We start from the raw sequence: 14538 nt of genomic DNA, 5'->3' as shown, positions 1-14538 counted from the left end.
TTGAAATTGAAGTGTGTTGAGGCTTGCTTATGTCTCGTCAGATGCTGATTTTGATGATTATCTCTCTCGCAATTCTGCTCGGTCTGGTCTGGTTGCTGAACGAGAATGAAGAAGAGGCCCCGGATGATTCCGTGATCACCGAGGCGGAAGAAGCACCAGACCAGGTGCCTGAAACGGATGATCAAGGGCAGGAACAGGCCCTGGCTTCCGATGAGGATACGCCGACGCCCGAGCCGGACGATGAACAAACGCCTGGGAATGATCGGGAAGAGGTGCTGATTGAGGAGCCGGATTGGCATAACCTGGGTGACGTGGATACATTGGCCGGGCGCTTGGAAGCGGCTCATGAAGACGGCAACCCAAACGCCGCCTATTACCTGCATGAATTGGCCATGGATTGCCAGCATGCTGTCTACCATCTTGATCGGCTTGAAAGCGATTTGGAAGAGGCCGATTCTCCCGGAGAGCGTCAGAACATCCAGGAGCGGTTGGAGAAGTTATCCGCCATGCAGGAGCCCTGTCGCAACAGCCGTTTTGAAACGCCCCATACCGCCACGCAGGAAGCAGTGAACTGGGTCTGGCATTCGGCGGAGCGTGGGCATCCCGATGCCATGTATGACGTGGTTTTCGGGACATGGGGCTCAGGTCCGTCGATGGATGATCTGGACCACGGCGATGAAGAGACGCGTCAAGCCCGGCGGCAGGAATACGCCCAGCAGCTTCGGGATGCCTGCCACGCGGACGGCCTCTATTCCATGGGGGTTCATCTGTCCCGTGATTCCGGAGTCACCGAGGGGCTGGAGATGGGGCAGTTCACGGACGTGGACGGGGATACGGCCCAGCAGATGGAAGGCTTCGCCCACCGCTATGCAGCGGCCCTGGTCCAGAATGAGCCCCGGCCCGCCCACGCCGCAAGGCGTGCGGATCATGCGCTGACATCGGCTGAAGAAATGGATGCCCAGCTGCTGGCTGAGCAAATTGTCCAGGAATGTGATTAGGCCGACCGGCCTGTCACTGAATTATCTGAAAGGGGGGGCATGTTCTTTCGTTTGTCTGCCATTATCGTCATTGTGGCCGTGCTGGTGACCGTGATTGTTTTTTTGCGTAATGGGGGCGATCTGTCTGCCCCGGATTCGGGGATCGAGATGGCCGAGCCGTTGGCGCAATCCGAGGACGATCAGCAGGGTCAGGTGCACGAGGAAGCAAGGGGAACAGACCAAAGTTCTTCTCCGCGCGAGACCTTTGAAGAGGATGCAATATCGGATACGGGTCTCACCAGGGGGGGCGATGCCCTGGACTGGCATGCCATCAGTGATGTGGATGCCCTCTACGTCGAGCTGGTGGATCGTTTCGAGGCGGGCGATGTGCATGCGGGGTATCAACTGTTTGAGTTAGCCGAGCACTGCATGCACAGCCCCATGGTGATGGAGGACTTGGAGAATCAGTTGGCAGAGGCCAATGACCCGGAAACTATCCAGGGATTGCAGGAGACCAGGGATAAGTATCAGGCCATTGAGGGTCCTTGCCGGGAAAGTGAACTCTGGAACGCCAATGTTGCCATGCAAGCCCAGTCTCGCTGGCTTTGGCGTTCGGCCGAAGCCGGGCATGCGGAGGCGATGTATGACGTGGTCTTCGGCCGCTCTACACCGGTCCCCCCGCCAGAAGACATGGACATTGAGAGTACCGATGAGCGCCTGGCCTACCGGCAGGATTACGCCCGACAACTACGCGAGGCCTGCGACCATCGGGCCCTGTATTCCATGGGGGCCCACTTTTCTCGTCAGTCACCGGTGACCGAAGGCCTGCATGTGGGGGACCATACCGATGCGGATGAGGCCATCGCCTGGCAGCTGGAAGGCTTTGCTCACCGTTACACCGCTGGCCGGCTCCAGGGAGAAAGTGACCCGGCCCGACAGTCCCGCAACCCCGATCACCCGTTGACGCCTGCCCAGGAATCCCGGGCCATGGACCTGGCCGGGGAGCTGTTACAAGATTGCGAGTAAAAGCGGGAGTGAAAAAAATAAAACCCGCCGGGATGACGCTTGGATCATGGTCCGGGAGCCCTAGAAGTGCCAACTGAGAATGACACCGCCCATGGCTTGTCGGCGTTCTCCCAGGTCTTGAATGAGCGGGCTGTTGGCCGCATCCCCCTGCAGATAATTCATGCTGATAATGGCAGTGGCCGTTTGCTGCTTGGAAATAACCCGGGTCAGTGTCATGGTCAAGCGGCTAGCGCTGATGCCCGATTCGGCCTCATAGGGTGAGACACCCAGGGTTTGTGCATCACTCTCATTCAGGCCGTAGAGTCCATTGCTGCGATTATCGCTGGTCCAGGTAATGGAAGGGCCGACGGTGTATATCCACCGGGAGCCGGGGGACATACCCATGAACGTGGCCGCCAGATTGGCCTGGCTCCCGGATATGTCGCCGCTCAGCGGTGTTTGAACCGTACTGCTGACGCTGACCGGGCCAAGACGCAAGCGAAGCCGCCCGCCGCTCGCCAGACCACCATCCTTGCGTTCTATGTCTGACAGAGCGCCGCTGTTATTGCGCCCTCCCATGTAGCGGAGAAAGGTACTGGCCTGCCAGCGTTCATGGTTGAAAAAGTTGTACTGAAAGCCCTGGGCCATCCCGAGGCTGGCTCGATTTCCCCAGTTGGCCTGTACCATCGGTAGGGGCAGGGCACGATAATCACTACTGCCTTGGTATTCGGGGAAGATCATGGCGCCAGCCCCCACACTGACCCGGGTGGGTTTCATGCCATCTGTTTCCTGACCCGGCATGGGGCCGAGCATGCCTTGGGCGGACGCAGCCGTGCCATGGGACACCAAGATTGCAAAAATGAACCCCAGCAGAAGACCCCGGCCGGCCGGGGAATAACGAGCACTCCCTTTCATGTTTGCTCCCTTTTGTTTAATCCGTATTTAGTCGGGAAGAAATCTATTGGCAGTCGGGTTCCATGATGCCGTTGAGGAAGATGTCCAGAATGACCGGGCCTTTCTCCGTCAGTGAGGTTTGCGAGCCGGAAAGGCGGTGGCTGAGTACGGCGCCATAGAGCATTTCCCCCAGAATCCGGCTCAGCTGTTCACAATCGTGATCCTGGCGCACCCGCCCTTGTGCCTGTAGCTGCTGTAACAGGGCCGACCAGTCCGCTTGCTCCCGGTCCGTTCGGACAAAGTAGAGCGGTTTGACCGCCTGCCCGCATTCCGCCCGCTCGTGGATGAACAGCTCCACCAGATCCGGGTTGGCGGCGAAGTAGGTCAGGTAGTGGCACAAGGCCGTTCGGAGAATCTCCAGCGGATCGCTCAGATCGGCAACCGAGCTTTCCACCGCAGACTTGAGCTCATCCAGGGCCTGGGTAACAGCGGCCTGGAACAGCCCCTCCTTGGAGGGAAAATGGCGGTAAATGGTGCCCTTGCCAACACCCACGGCATCGGCGATGTTCTGAACATCGGTACAGCGGTAACCGACCCTGGCAAATTCTGACTGGGCGGCGGCCAGGATCTCCCGCTTTCTTTCCTCGCTGCTTTTTCTCACCCGTGGCTTTTTTTCATGCATGGCGAAACCGTTCATCCTGTCAATATTTGCGGACGGACTCGTCAGTCCGTATAATTGCTTCTCCCCGAAAGCCTGTCAACAGGCGCTTCGAGCCCGGCGCCGGACCGAATCGCCGGGCTCGGCACCGAGGAGACTACCATGTTGGAGAATGCCGGCTGTCTGAAACGCTTTTCCCAGGGTGTGCTTGATCGTTGTGACCCCGGCGGATTCCGCCAAAAGGCCTTGCGTCTGCGCCAGAAGGCGAAGGGCCGAGGCCTGGTGGAGCGGGTTCGCTGCCCCTCCGGTGCCCACTATTTCATCAAGGTCATGCCCGGCCACACCCTGCGTACCCGCGTTCGCAACCGCCTGCGGCCCGCCCGCCACGTGGAGCGGGTCTCTCGCATTCTCAGTGAAGCGAGTATTCCCCATTCCGAGCCGGTGGCCTGGGGGCGCTTGTCATCCACCGATTCCCAGCCCTCGGCCAGTTTCGTCGCCACCCGGGAAGTGCAGGGAGATCGCCTGGATCTCTGGCTGGCCGATCCAAAACGCAGCCATGAAGAAATCGCCCGGGTCGCCGGCGCCATGGGCCGATTGTTCGGGCAACTGTACAAGCATCGGGTCCACCACCAGGACCCGGCGAGCCACAACTTCATCCTGCAATGGTCGGATAGCGATACGCCCGAAGCCGCCTTGATCGATCTGGAAGGGCTCTATCCCGTGCCTATTATTCCCCGATCGGCCTTGCTCAACCGCCTGCGCCGCCATATCGAGCACAGCATGAAAAAGCTGCCCGCACATCTCCTGGGCGAGGACAACCCGGCAATGCGCCAGGCCTTCCTGACGGCATTTCAGCAGGCAGCCGAACTCAAACCGGAGCAGCTTGAGCCGCTGGCCCAGTTGCTTGAGGAATTCCGGCCCGCCTGACGGTCTGCCAGGGCGGGCCAATCAAGCAGAGGGCTTGTCGTCTGCTAGCGGTCTGGCGAGTCATTTTCATACCCCCACGGCCGGGGCGGGGCGGGGATGGTTTCCGACAGGTCAAACTCCACCCGGATGGAATGGCCGTACTTGGGCCAGTGGACCCCGTATTGCAGGGTGTCCTCGTCCACGAAATCGAAGAACCAGAAGTTGTCCGCCCGCTTGGGCAGAATCTCGGCGGTGTGTTCATCGGCCGGGAAGATCTGGCGGGTGGGTAGGCCCGGGGTGGGAGCATCGCCACCGTATTGGCTGATGTCCTCTTCCGTGCCGTCCTCATAGCGGTGATCGTGCTTGAGGCGGATGGTCCCGTCCACGATGGTCAGGATCCAGTTACGGGAATGGTTGTCATCCACATGGAAGGGGGCGTGGATGCGATCTTCCTCGCACTCCATCACCTGCATGCGCAGCTCCCGGTCCACCACGCCGTCCTCGTAATAGGGCGTCACATCCGAAATCTCGCCCGCAAAGGCCTTGCCGCATAAATCCTGGAATCGTTCCCAGAAGGCCTGCTGCTCCTCGGGTAGTGTCTCCGGGCCGGCCAGCGACGGGCCCGTCATGAGCAGGGTGGTCAGAAGGACGGGGGTGAGCAAGCGCTTTGGCAATCCCATGGGCAGTCTCCAATGTCGGTGAGCCACCATCCTAGGTATTCGGGAGCGGTTTGGCCATGTGTCCTTCGCTTATTGGGAAGATCGGCGCTTGACAAGCGCTGGCCATGAGATAACATCGCTGTTCTACCGAGCTATTACGCTATATCGGGCGAAAGGCGAATGCTGAAACGGGGAGTCACCATCAGCTGTCGCCGGGCTGGTTGCTGTTTCTTGTTGCCTGTGTTGGTTCCGGGCATCAGTGATTTTGCTGGCCGAGGAGGGCCAGGAAGACGGAGAGTGATATGGACGATTTGAGTACGTCGAAACAGCGGGAAGCCGGCATCCGGGAGGCGCTTGTCCAGCTGCTATCCATGCTTTGGGACCGGGAGGTAGACTATCTGATCGTGGGCGGCCTGGCGGCCATCGCCCACGGCGCCTGGCGCCCCTTGAATGACATCGACCTGCTGGTGCCGGAAAGCGATTTACATGAGATCGCCCGGGAATGGCAGGCGTATCAAAGCAAGCCCCTTGATCGTCATGTGGGCGGGCAGTGGGATGTGGTCTATGCCCAGTTCGTAATAGAGGGAATAGTGATTGAGATTGGCAGCGCCAGTGATACATACATCCAGCGTGCTGACACAGGCCAATGGCACCCCCTGGAAGTAGATCTCGCCCAATATGAATTGCGAGAGCCCTTCGACCTGCGCATGAAAGTGATGCCCCGCCGGGAATTGATTCAATACAAGCAACTCCTTGATCGTGCCGTGGACCGGGATGACCTGTGGATGCTGGCGCAGGCGGAACCGGCTATATCCAGGCAGGGCTGAGTACCGCGCCAGGGAGGTTTGATCATCACGCATCGGCCGTAATGCCCCGCTAAATGGATGCCCCGTCACGGCGGGGCGTGCTTGACCGCCGCCCCCGGCGGGGCTAGCTTTAGAGAGAAGGGGCACATTGACGTTTGCCCGCCACTGCCGGAGCGCGGCATGAAACCGACTGATACCTACCACCCTGACTATTTCCACAAGGTCGTGGATTGTCAGTGGGCCTGTCCCGCACACACCGATGTCCCCGGCTATATCCGCCTCATCGCCCAGGGCCGTTACACCGACGCCTATATGCTCAACCGGGACTCCAATGTCTTCCCGGGCATTCTGGGCCGGGTCTGTGACCGCCCCTGCGAGCCGGCCTGCCGCCGGGGCCGGGTGGACGATGAAAAGCCAGTGGCTATCTGCCGCCTCAAACGGGTCACCTACGACCTCAAAGACGACATTGCCGAGCGCCTGCCCCAGGCCCCGAAAAAGAAAAACGGCAAAAAGATCGCCTGCATCGGCGCCGGCTGTGCCTCGCTGACTGTTGCCAATGACCTGGCGCCGCTGGGCTATGAAGTCACCATCTTCGAAAAGCTGGATGTCACCGGCGGCCTGATGCGCTCCAACATCCCGCGTTTCCGTCTGCCCCCCAATGTCCTGGATGAAGAGATCGACAACATCCTGGACATGGATGTGGACCTGCGCTTGAACAGCCCCATCCAATCCATGAAGGCCTTATTGGAAGAGGGCTATGACGCCGTCTTCGTCGGCGCCGGCGCCCCCCGCGGCAAGGACCTCAAGCTGGAAGGCCGCGACGAGGCCCAAGACACGGGCCGGGTGCATATCGGCATCAACTGGCTGGAATCGGTGGCCTTTGAGCACATCGAATCCATCGGCAAGAAGGTGCTGATCATCGGCGCCGGCAACACCGCCATGGACTGCTGCCGCACCTCCCTGCGCCTGGGCGCCCATGATGTCCGTGTCATGGCCCGCAAACCCAGCGACCAGCTCAAGGCCTCGGAATGGGAACTGGAAGACGCCCTGGACGAAGGCGTGGAATTGATGACCTGTCATTCCCCCAAGGCCTTCGTCATGGAAGACGGCCAACTCAAGGGCATGACCTTCGAGGTGCTGGAGTACTTCGAAAAAGACGGCCGCCAGAAGAGCAAGGTCATCAATGAAATCTTCCTGCCCTGCGATGACGTCATCCTCGCCATCGGCCAGGAAAACGCCTTCCCCTGGATCGAGCGGGACATCGGCATTGAATTCAATGAATGGGACGTGCCCCTGGTGGACAAGATCACCTACCAGTCCACCCGCCCGGGCGTCTTCTTCGGCGGCGATGCCGCCTTCGGCCCGGAGAACATCATCTGGGCTGTGCGCCACGGCCACGAGGCGGCCATCTCCATCCACAAATACGTCAACGGCGAAGACATCACCCAACGCCTGCCCAATGCCGTGGATGTGCACACCGTCAAAATGGGCCAGCACGAATGGGCCTACTCCAACCAGTACGCCCCCGAGGAACGCCGCCTGGTTCCTCACGTGGACATGAAAAAACGTTTCAAGAATGTGAACATCGAAGTGGAACTGGGCTTCGGCCAGGAAGAGTGGGCAGTGGAAGTGGAGCGCTGCCTCAACTGCGACATCCAGACCATCTTCTTCAACGAAAAGTGCATCGAGTGCGACGCCTGCATCGACATCTGCCCCACCCAATGCCTCACCATGCTGCACATCGATGAAGAAGAATCAGAAGAATCCGTCCGCAGCCGCCTCAAGGTCCCGGCCAACAACCCGGACCAGGACATCTACGTCTCCGCCAAGCTACCCCAGACCAAACGCCACATGATCAAAGACGAAGACCAATGCGTGCACTGCGGCCTCTGCGCCGAACGCTGCCCCACCGCCGCCTGGGACATGAAACACGGCGAAGTCTTCATCCCCAAAGTCAGCGACGAAGTCGCCGCCCGCACCCCCGACAAAAAACGCGCCTGATGACCATAGAAGCCAAATGCAAACGAACCCCCGTAGGAGCGGATTCATCCGCGACCGGCTCTCGGAGGGCACGATGGCGGTTTCTGACCCAATCGCGAATAAATTCGCTCCTACGTGCCCCGATTGTAATTGAGGGTTCTTAATGCCTAAGGTCAACGACTTCACCCTAAAAATCGCCACCGTCAACGGCACCGGCTCCGCCAGCGCCAACGCCCTGCTCATGAAATCCATCTTCCGCATGGGCGTCCCGGTGATGGGCAAAAACTACTTCCCCTCCAACATCCAGGGCCTGCCCACCTGGTATGAAATCCGCGTCACCGACCCCGGCCACCTCACCCGCGCCGGCCAGGTCCACTTCATGGTGGCCATGAACGCCGAAACCTTCGCCAAGGACCAGGCCGAACTGGCCCCCGGCGGCTATCTCTTCTACGACAGCACCTGGCCCCGCCACCGCGAGATCACCCGCGACGACATCACCGTCATCGGCGTGCCCCTGGCCGAGATGATCAACCATCATTTCGTCGAGCCCCGCACCCGCATCCTGATGAAAAACGTCGCCTATGTGGGTGCCCTGGCCGCCCTGCTGGACCTGGATCTCGACATCATCGAACAACTGCTCAAGGAAACCTTCGGCGAGAAGAAAGCCAAGCTGGTCGAACCCAATATGGAAGCCGTCCACATCGGCTACGACTACGCCAAAAAACACTACGACTGCCCGCTACCCCTGCACGTCAAAAAAGCCGACATGACCAAAGGCCATGTCATTGTCGACGGCAACACCACCGCCGCCCTGGGCGCCATGCTCGCCGGCGCCAATGTGGCCGCCTGGTACCCCATCACCCCCTCTACCAGCGTGATGGATGCCTTCACCAGCTTCTGCGCCAAGCACCGCCACGATGAAGACGGCACCCCTCAATACAAGATCATCCAGGCCGAAGACGAACTGGCCGCCTGCGGCATGGTGCTCGGCGCCGGCTGGATGGGCGCCCGCGCCTTCACCGCCACCTCCGGGCCCGGCATCAGCCTAATGAATGAATTCGTCAGCTTCGGCTACTACACCGAAATCCCGGCGGTGATCTTCGACATCCAGCGGGTGGGGCCCTCCACCGGCATGCCCACCCGCACCCAGCAGTCGGACATCAATGAATGCGCCTACGCCGGCCACGGCGACACCCGCCACATCTGTCTCTACCCGGCAGACCCCCGGGAAGCCTTCGACTTCTCCATCAAGAGCTTCGACTTGGCCGAGCGCTTCCAGACCCCGGTCTTCATGGTCTCCGATCTCGACATCGGCATGAACGAATGGATGGTCCCGGAACTGAAATGGGATGAGAGCTACCAACCCGACCGGGGCAAGGTGCTCTCCGCCGAAGACCTGGACAAACTGGAAGGCCGCTACGGCCGCTACCAGGACCCGGACCGCGACGGCATCCCCCAGCGCACACTCCCCGGCGTCCACCCCAAGGGGGCCTACTTCACCCGCGGCTCCGGCCACTCCGAACACGCCACCTACACCGAAGACGCCGCCGAATACCAGCGCGTCCTGGACCGCCTGCGCCGCAAGTTCGATACCGCCAAGGACCACATCCCGGCCCCCTACATCGACTACGCCCGATCCAAACCCGTCAAGGCCGGCATCATCAGCCTCGGCTCCTGCGATCTGGCCGTCAAAGAAGCCCGGCACAATCTGAAAGGGAAGGGCACCGAATTCGACTACTGCCGCATCCGCGCCTTCCCCTTCACCGACCACATCCGCCGCTTCATCGACGAACACGACACCATCTTCGTCATCGAACAAAACCGCGATGCCCAACTAAAGTGCATGCTCCAAGCCGAACTCGACGCCGACGCCAAAAAACTCGTCTCCATCCTCCACTACAACGGCCTCCCCATCGCCTCCATGCACATAGAATCCACCATCACGGATTATTGCCAGGAGGCCGAGGCATGCTAAAAGCCAATGATTCCTCACGCCAAGACGCAAAGGCGCCAAGAATAAAAGCCCAACACACCCCCCGTAGGAGCGGATTCATCCGCGACCCAAACACAGCTACAGGGTCCTCCCCCTTGCGAGCTCTGCTCGGAAGGGGGAGACAGAGGGGGATTTCCTTAACCCTTAGCGTCTTAGCGCCTTCGCGTGAGCCAGAATTTCCAGGAGCCACCCCATGAGCTTCATGACCAAACCAAAAATCCACCACCCCAACCTCCCCAAAAACAAACTCGGCCTAACCACCCGAGACTACGAAGGCGGCATGTCCACCCTCTGCGCCGGCTGCGGCCATGATTCCATCACCGCCGGCCTGATCGAGGCCGTCTGGGCCCTGGACATCGAGCCTTTCCGGGTCGCCAAGATGAGCGGCATCGGCTGCTCCTCCAAGACCCCGGCCTACTTCCTGCGCGAAGCCCATGGCATCAACGCCGTCCACGGCCGCATGCCCTCCATCGCCACCGGCGCCCAGGCCGCCAACCCCGAACTCCACTTCATCGGCGTCTCCGGCGACGGCGACTCCCTCAACATCGGCTTCGGCCAATTCGCCCACGCCATCCGCCGTGATGTAAACATGCTCTACATCATCGAAAACAACGGCGTGTACGGCCTCACCAAAGGCCAGTTCTCCGCCAGCGCCGATGTGGGCAGTAAAGCCAAATACGGCCAGGTCAACGAAAACCCACCCATCGACCCGGTCCTAACCGCCATAACACTCGGCTGCGGCTTCGTCGCCCGAGGCTTCTCCGGCGACAAAGAACAACTCATCCCCCTCATCCAGGCCGGCCTAAAACACAACGGCTTCGCCCTAATCGATGTGATCAGCCCCTGTGTGGCCTTTAATGACCACCAGGGCAGCTCCAAGAGCTACGCCCATACCCGGGAGTTCTTCCATCCGGCCATTCATACCGATTTCATCCCGCCCCGGGAGGAGATCAAGGTGGAATACGAGAAGGGCAGGGCCATGCCGATTGAATTGCATGATGGCTCGACCATCGTGCTGAGGAAGATTGATGTGGATCATGAGCCGACCAATCGGGCGGCGGCTATTGGGTATCTGGAGCGGCATCGGGAGGCGCAAGAGATTGTTACTGGGTTGTTGTATGTGAATTCGGAGGAGCATGAGGAGGGTGGCAGGAAGTTGCCTGCTAGGAGTTTAACTGGGGTGGATGGGGTTGGGGATCCGGTTGGGGTTTTGGAGGCTTTTCAGGGGGGGTGTCGGTGATTTAACGAGCCATGCCAGCAATCAGCAACGCTCGGTATCACATTGGACATATGATGCCAGTATGCAGATGGGCGCGGGCCTACAGAAGGCCCGATCAGGAGTTTTCCTGCTCACGCCAGCCTACCTCACGGGGCGGTTTTGGATAGAAAGGGAGCTCGGTACATTGCTGGGCAAGAGTATTCTGATCCCTGTCCTACATAATGTTACGTTCGACGATGTGAAAAAGTACAGTGGGATCTTGCCAGACCTTGCAGGCTTTACAACGGTGCAGGATTCGGTCGAGGACATCGCCAAAAAAATCGCTGCGGGCGTGATCCTCGACGAGGCAGTGTGAGCGGTCCAACATGGCCACGCCATTACGTCGAAGAAGGGTGGTGATGGGCCTAGAAAGGCCACCAAGTTTGCGCGCTTGGCACGTGGACCCTCAATTCACGCGGCGACTTATGGCGACTGGTGGCATTTGAGAGCCGAAACGTATGCGGAAAACTTATAACAAGACCTGCGGGATAACGCATCTTGATACCGCGAAGCGGGCTGCGCTTCTTTTCGATGAAGTGATGCTTTGCGTACCTAATATTAGACAGTACGAGACGCCGGCTAGCATTCGGACTATCTGTCCGGTCGTGCTCAATGCGGAGCTCGAAAATTTTGCTCATTATTTGAGGGCGGTGGAGGCTGTATGGAGGGAAAAGGGTGTTACCTGCGTTCCTGTTCTCGACTCGAGCGAGCGGATCGAGCCTCACCTTGACAGAGGTAAACACTACGTACTCCAGGCTGCGTTGGAGGGGCTTCCAGTGGTTGTAGAAGAAGGACTGGAGTGGGAGCAGGTTATGGAGTTTCGCAGCGATGAACAAGCACGTTGGAAGTATGCAGCTTTCAGGCAATGGCTGCATAGCGGATTGGCTGCAACATCGAAGCTAGAAGCTAGCGATTCGATTGCGAGGATGTTGGCGGATTATGAATGGGCTATTGAGAAGCACGGGCTACAGACGATGGTCGGTACAGCGAAGTTATTCATTCAACCGAAACAGTTGGCGGCAGTTTCATCGGCAGCTACGGTGGGTGCGTTAGTTGCTGGGCCAGTCGGATCCGTCCTAGCGGGTGGGTTGGCTGTTACCGCAAGTGTTACCGCGTATGCTGTTGAGCGGCGAATCGAGTTAGGAGAGACAACACGGCAGGTGCACCCAGAGGTGGCTCTGCTTTACGATCTCAAGAGGCTTCCTTGATAGCCGTATTGCTATTGCCTAGCGAGGCTTTGCAGCCAACAGTGGGAGCAGCGGAAGCTTTTGCGCGTGGGATAAGGGGGACGGCTCACTCCGCCAATGAGTTTGGTCCTTAGAGTGACTGTGGGTACGGAGAGTCACCACACTAAACGAATGAGGACATGCACCTTGATAGCCAGATAGCCGCGGAGGAACTTGCGGTCTAGAGGAAGAGATCCAGCTCTCGTGCAGGTCCGGGTTGGGAGTTGCAATGGAAGTTGGGCACTAGACTATGGCAATGGTCTGTGAGGCGGTTTTGCTTAGTTCGATATTACTGCGGCTGGGCGGTCGAATTCCGAGGGAGTGGGGCAATGACTGATAAAGCAGAGAATACATATTGGAAGCGACTAAGCTCGTATAACTATCTGTTCTAACAGGAAAAAGCGCTTTCTATAGAGGTTGGTTATTTGGGGTGTCTAATATAGAATGTATAAGTATTGTAAGCTTGCAGTGCTTGGCGATAGTCTTGGAGTATTATTTGCCTACTGCAAGAACCTGACTAGGTCGCCGACCTGAATTTGGGTAATCTCCGGAGTCAGGTGGGCCACCTTGGGCTGTGCACGGAAAAGTTCTGTCGATATCCGCGTAGATTACGCAATAGAGGTTAGAAGGAGCGAAGCTGTTGACAACGCGAGAAGATCATTTGATTCCTGAGCCATTAAGGTCGGATGAGTCGTTTCTGAAAGATCTCCAGCGCTTCAAGGAAGCACCAGTTGAGCTTCTTTGGGAGCTACGGGGCAATGATATTGCGCAGCCGCGTAAGCCTTCTGGGACGCGGTTGGAAGAGTTAGCTAGCAAGTATCAAATGGATGATGCTGAAGTGTTCAGCATTTATATGATCGCGAATTTGATTTTATCTCGCCTGACGAAGGAAGAGCATGATCCAAGTGAGGTCGTGAGTGAAATAGGGGCTTTGCTCGAAGAAGATATCGAGGATCATGACGAGCTCCGGAAATTCTTCTGTCTTTCGGAAGAAGAAAAACAAGATGCTCTCGATGTGCGCGCGCTCGATTTTGGCGCCGCATATCTCTCTTCTGATTTACGACCAATGTTTGTTCCGGTTTCAGAAAACGATAATCGTATGGTTGCGGGTTTTTTGATGAGTCTAGAGTACATCACGTCAGAGCGCGAGAAATCATCGGTCACGTTCGCGTTGACGAGGAAAGAGCTCAAGCAGCTGAAGGATAAGATCGCCCGTGCCGAAACGCAACTCTTGCATCTAGGTTCACCATCTAAGTAACCGAGAGAGGTGTTTTCTGTGGAAACGGCGAGCTTGATACAACTTGGTGGGGTTACTGTCTCTCTTACGGTGGTTGTTAACACTTTTGTAGGCCTATTAAGGGATCTTATTAGAGACTTTCGAGGTGGCTCCCCGGAGTTGTTGCTTGTAAAAAATCAGCTTGTAGAGGTTAACAAAAGCAATACGGATCTTTTGAAGAAGATATTGGACAAAATTGAGTAGTAGTGACTATGTACACCACTGTGGCAACACTTGTGATTCTGATATTGGCGCCAGGGATAATGATCCTTTGGTGGCTCGTTCGTGACAACCGTCAAAAGCAGGTCGATAGTTTGATGGCCTTGCTCGAACAACAGAGTGCTATGCTGGATGAGTTGCATACGAGAGTTGACCAGATACCAAATCCTATTCGAGATAGGGCTGGAGTAGTTAAGGGCGATGTGCTTACTGCGCTGATCCAACCGCGTCTACATGGTGGAGGCAGCTATGGGGAGATTCTAGCCGATTATCTTGAATCGATATCTGACCCAGTAATGTTAAATGAGCTTGGGCATGTCGCCAAGTGGGGTGGGAAGCAGAAATTGCATACAATTGAGCATTTCCGAGTAACGAAGAAGTTAAGACGGGATTACGCGAAAGGCAGAGTTTTGCCTCATTGGTTTGCGGCTCTGTGTGTGGAGGACATCGTGGCTGATGATTCTGAAGAGTTACATAATATCCCTTGGGAAGAAATGAAAGAAGAAAAATCGAAAATGTTGCATTAGAACATCAATTGCTAGCGATTAACGTACAAGTACACCTGCCGCTCCGAGTTGTTATAACCCGCTAAACTTTCTGCTTCGTCCTATTTGTTCTCGACGTTACGGCACCTGATATGTATTGATCGCTTCTGGTAATATTGTCTTAGAAATTGTACGG

At 57.6% G+C, this 14538-nt stretch carries 14 protein-coding genes; 11 read left to right on the top strand and 3 right to left on the bottom strand.

The genetic code is table 11. The features are described from left to right. Nucleotides 1-29 precede the first annotated feature (29 nt). On the top strand, nt 30-998 hold the full coding sequence (locus J2T60_RS06290) for a hypothetical protein (protein ID WP_253446921.1): 969 nt from the start codon (nt 30-32) through the stop codon (nt 996-998). A gap of 39 nt (nt 999-1037) precedes the next feature. Next, the gene (locus J2T60_RS06285) at nt 1038-2003 is read left to right on the top strand and encodes a hypothetical protein (protein WP_253446919.1); all 966 of its coding nucleotides are present in this window, start codon (nt 1038-1040) and stop codon (nt 2001-2003) included. 60 nt (nt 2004-2063) lie between these two features. Here the strand turns inward: J2T60_RS06285 and J2T60_RS06280 are convergent, their stop codons facing one another. Both J2T60_RS06280 and J2T60_RS06275 read right to left on the bottom strand, forming a co-directional pair. Beyond that, nucleotides 2064-2897 (bottom strand): MipA/OmpV family protein, encoded by an 834-nt coding sequence (locus tag J2T60_RS06280; RefSeq protein WP_253446916.1) that lies wholly within the window; start codon nt 2895-2897, stop codon nt 2064-2066. A 43-nt stretch (nt 2898-2940) separates the two neighbouring features. Continuing rightward, nucleotides 2941-3558 (bottom strand): TetR/AcrR family transcriptional regulator, encoded by a 618-nt coding sequence (locus tag J2T60_RS06275; RefSeq protein ID WP_253446915.1) that lies wholly within the window; start codon nt 3556-3558, stop codon nt 2941-2943. A gap of 138 nt (nt 3559-3696) precedes the next feature. On the opposite strand from J2T60_RS06275, the gene J2T60_RS06270 reads away from it, so the two are divergent. Beyond that, complete coding sequence (locus tag J2T60_RS06270) at nt 3697-4461, top strand: lipopolysaccharide kinase InaA family protein (protein WP_253446912.1); 765 nt, start codon at nt 3697-3699, stop codon at nt 4459-4461. A gap of 44 nt (nt 4462-4505) precedes the next feature. Here J2T60_RS06270 and J2T60_RS06265 read toward each other — a convergent pair whose 3' ends face one another. Beyond that, nucleotides 4506-5120, bottom strand: a complete 615-nt coding sequence (locus J2T60_RS06265; RefSeq protein ID WP_253446910.1) for a hypothetical protein — start codon at nt 5118-5120, stop codon at nt 4506-4508. 281 nt (nt 5121-5401) lie between these two features. On the opposite strand from J2T60_RS06265, the gene J2T60_RS06260 reads away from it, so the two are divergent. The 8 genes from J2T60_RS06260 (at nt 5402) to J2T60_RS06225 (ending at nt 14384) form a co-directional block, all read left to right on the top strand. Continuing rightward, nucleotides 5402-5926, top strand: coding sequence for a hypothetical protein (locus J2T60_RS06260; protein WP_253446907.1), 525 nt, complete (start codon nt 5402-5404; stop codon nt 5924-5926). A gap of 159 nt (nt 5927-6085) precedes the next feature. Continuing rightward, the gene (locus J2T60_RS06255) at nt 6086-7906 is read left to right on the top strand and encodes an FAD-dependent oxidoreductase (protein WP_253446904.1); all 1821 of its coding nucleotides are present in this window, start codon (nt 6086-6088) and stop codon (nt 7904-7906) included. Nucleotides 7907-8048: 142 nt separating this feature from the next. Then, on the top strand, nt 8049-9860 hold the full coding sequence (locus J2T60_RS06250; RefSeq protein WP_253446902.1) for a 2-oxoacid:acceptor oxidoreductase subunit alpha: 1812 nt from the start codon (nt 8049-8051) through the stop codon (nt 9858-9860). A 211-nt stretch (nt 9861-10071) separates the two neighbouring features. Beyond that, on the top strand, nt 10072-11118 hold the full coding sequence (locus J2T60_RS06245) for a 2-oxoacid:ferredoxin oxidoreductase subunit beta (protein ID WP_253446900.1): 1047 nt from the start codon (nt 10072-10074) through the stop codon (nt 11116-11118). A 61-nt stretch (nt 11119-11179) separates the two neighbouring features. Then, entirely contained in the window at nt 11180-11452 is a 273-nt protein-coding gene (locus tag J2T60_RS06240) for a hypothetical protein (protein WP_253446898.1), read from the top strand. A 142-nt stretch (nt 11453-11594) separates the two neighbouring features. Beyond that, nucleotides 11595-12344 carry a hypothetical protein gene (locus J2T60_RS06235; protein WP_253446895.1) on the top strand — a complete coding sequence of 250 codons (750 nt, stop codon included), beginning with the start codon at nt 11595-11597 and terminating at the stop codon, nt 12342-12344. A gap of 658 nt (nt 12345-13002) precedes the next feature. Next, nucleotides 13003-13620 carry a hypothetical protein gene (locus J2T60_RS06230; protein ID WP_253446893.1) on the top strand — a complete coding sequence of 206 codons (618 nt, stop codon included), beginning with the start codon at nt 13003-13005 and terminating at the stop codon, nt 13618-13620. A gap of 224 nt (nt 13621-13844) precedes the next feature. Next, the gene (locus J2T60_RS06225; RefSeq protein ID WP_253446891.1) at nt 13845-14384 is read left to right on the top strand and encodes a hypothetical protein; all 540 of its coding nucleotides are present in this window, start codon (nt 13845-13847) and stop codon (nt 14382-14384) included. The last annotated feature ends 154 nt before the right edge of the window (nt 14385-14538 follow it).

The organism is Natronospira proteinivora, assembly GCF_024170465.1.
In the GTDB taxonomy this organism is placed as follows: Bacteria; Pseudomonadota; Gammaproteobacteria; order Natronospirales; family Natronospiraceae; genus Natronospira; species Natronospira proteinivora.
The sequence above is the reverse complement of the archived record's forward strand: the minus strand, read 5'-3'. Positions and strand labels throughout refer to the sequence as shown.

What these genes read in the sequence shown, in the direction of transcription:
- J2T60_RS06290 (WP_253446921.1), top strand. Translation starts at nt 30, where the DNA reads ATGTCTCGTCAGATGCTGATTTTGATGATTATCTCTCTCGCAATTCTG.
- J2T60_RS06285 (WP_253446919.1), top strand. Translation starts at nt 1,038, where the DNA reads ATGTTCTTTCGTTTGTCTGCCATTATCGTCATTGTGGCCGTGCTGGTG.
- J2T60_RS06280 (WP_253446916.1), bottom strand. Translation starts at nt 2,897, where the DNA reads ATGAAAGGGAGTGCTCGTTATTCCCCGGCCGGCCGGGGTCTTCTGCTG.
- J2T60_RS06275 (WP_253446915.1), bottom strand. Translation starts at nt 3,558, where the DNA reads ATGCATGAAAAAAAGCCACGGGTGAGAAAAAGCAGCGAGGAAAGAAAG.
- J2T60_RS06270 (WP_253446912.1), top strand. Translation starts at nt 3,697, where the DNA reads ATGTTGGAGAATGCCGGCTGTCTGAAACGCTTTTCCCAGGGTGTGCTT.
- J2T60_RS06265 (WP_253446910.1), bottom strand. Translation starts at nt 5,120, where the DNA reads ATGGGATTGCCAAAGCGCTTGCTCACCCCCGTCCTTCTGACCACCCTG.
- J2T60_RS06260 (WP_253446907.1), top strand. Translation starts at nt 5,402, where the DNA reads ATGGACGATTTGAGTACGTCGAAACAGCGGGAAGCCGGCATCCGGGAG.
- J2T60_RS06255 (WP_253446904.1), top strand. Translation starts at nt 6,086, where the DNA reads ATGAAACCGACTGATACCTACCACCCTGACTATTTCCACAAGGTCGTG.
- J2T60_RS06250 (WP_253446902.1), top strand. Translation starts at nt 8,049, where the DNA reads ATGCCTAAGGTCAACGACTTCACCCTAAAAATCGCCACCGTCAACGGC.
- J2T60_RS06245 (WP_253446900.1), top strand. Translation starts at nt 10,072, where the DNA reads ATGAGCTTCATGACCAAACCAAAAATCCACCACCCCAACCTCCCCAAA.
- J2T60_RS06240 (WP_253446898.1), top strand. Translation starts at nt 11,180, where the DNA reads ATGCAGATGGGCGCGGGCCTACAGAAGGCCCGATCAGGAGTTTTCCTG.
- J2T60_RS06235 (WP_253446895.1), top strand. Translation starts at nt 11,595, where the DNA reads ATGCGGAAAACTTATAACAAGACCTGCGGGATAACGCATCTTGATACC.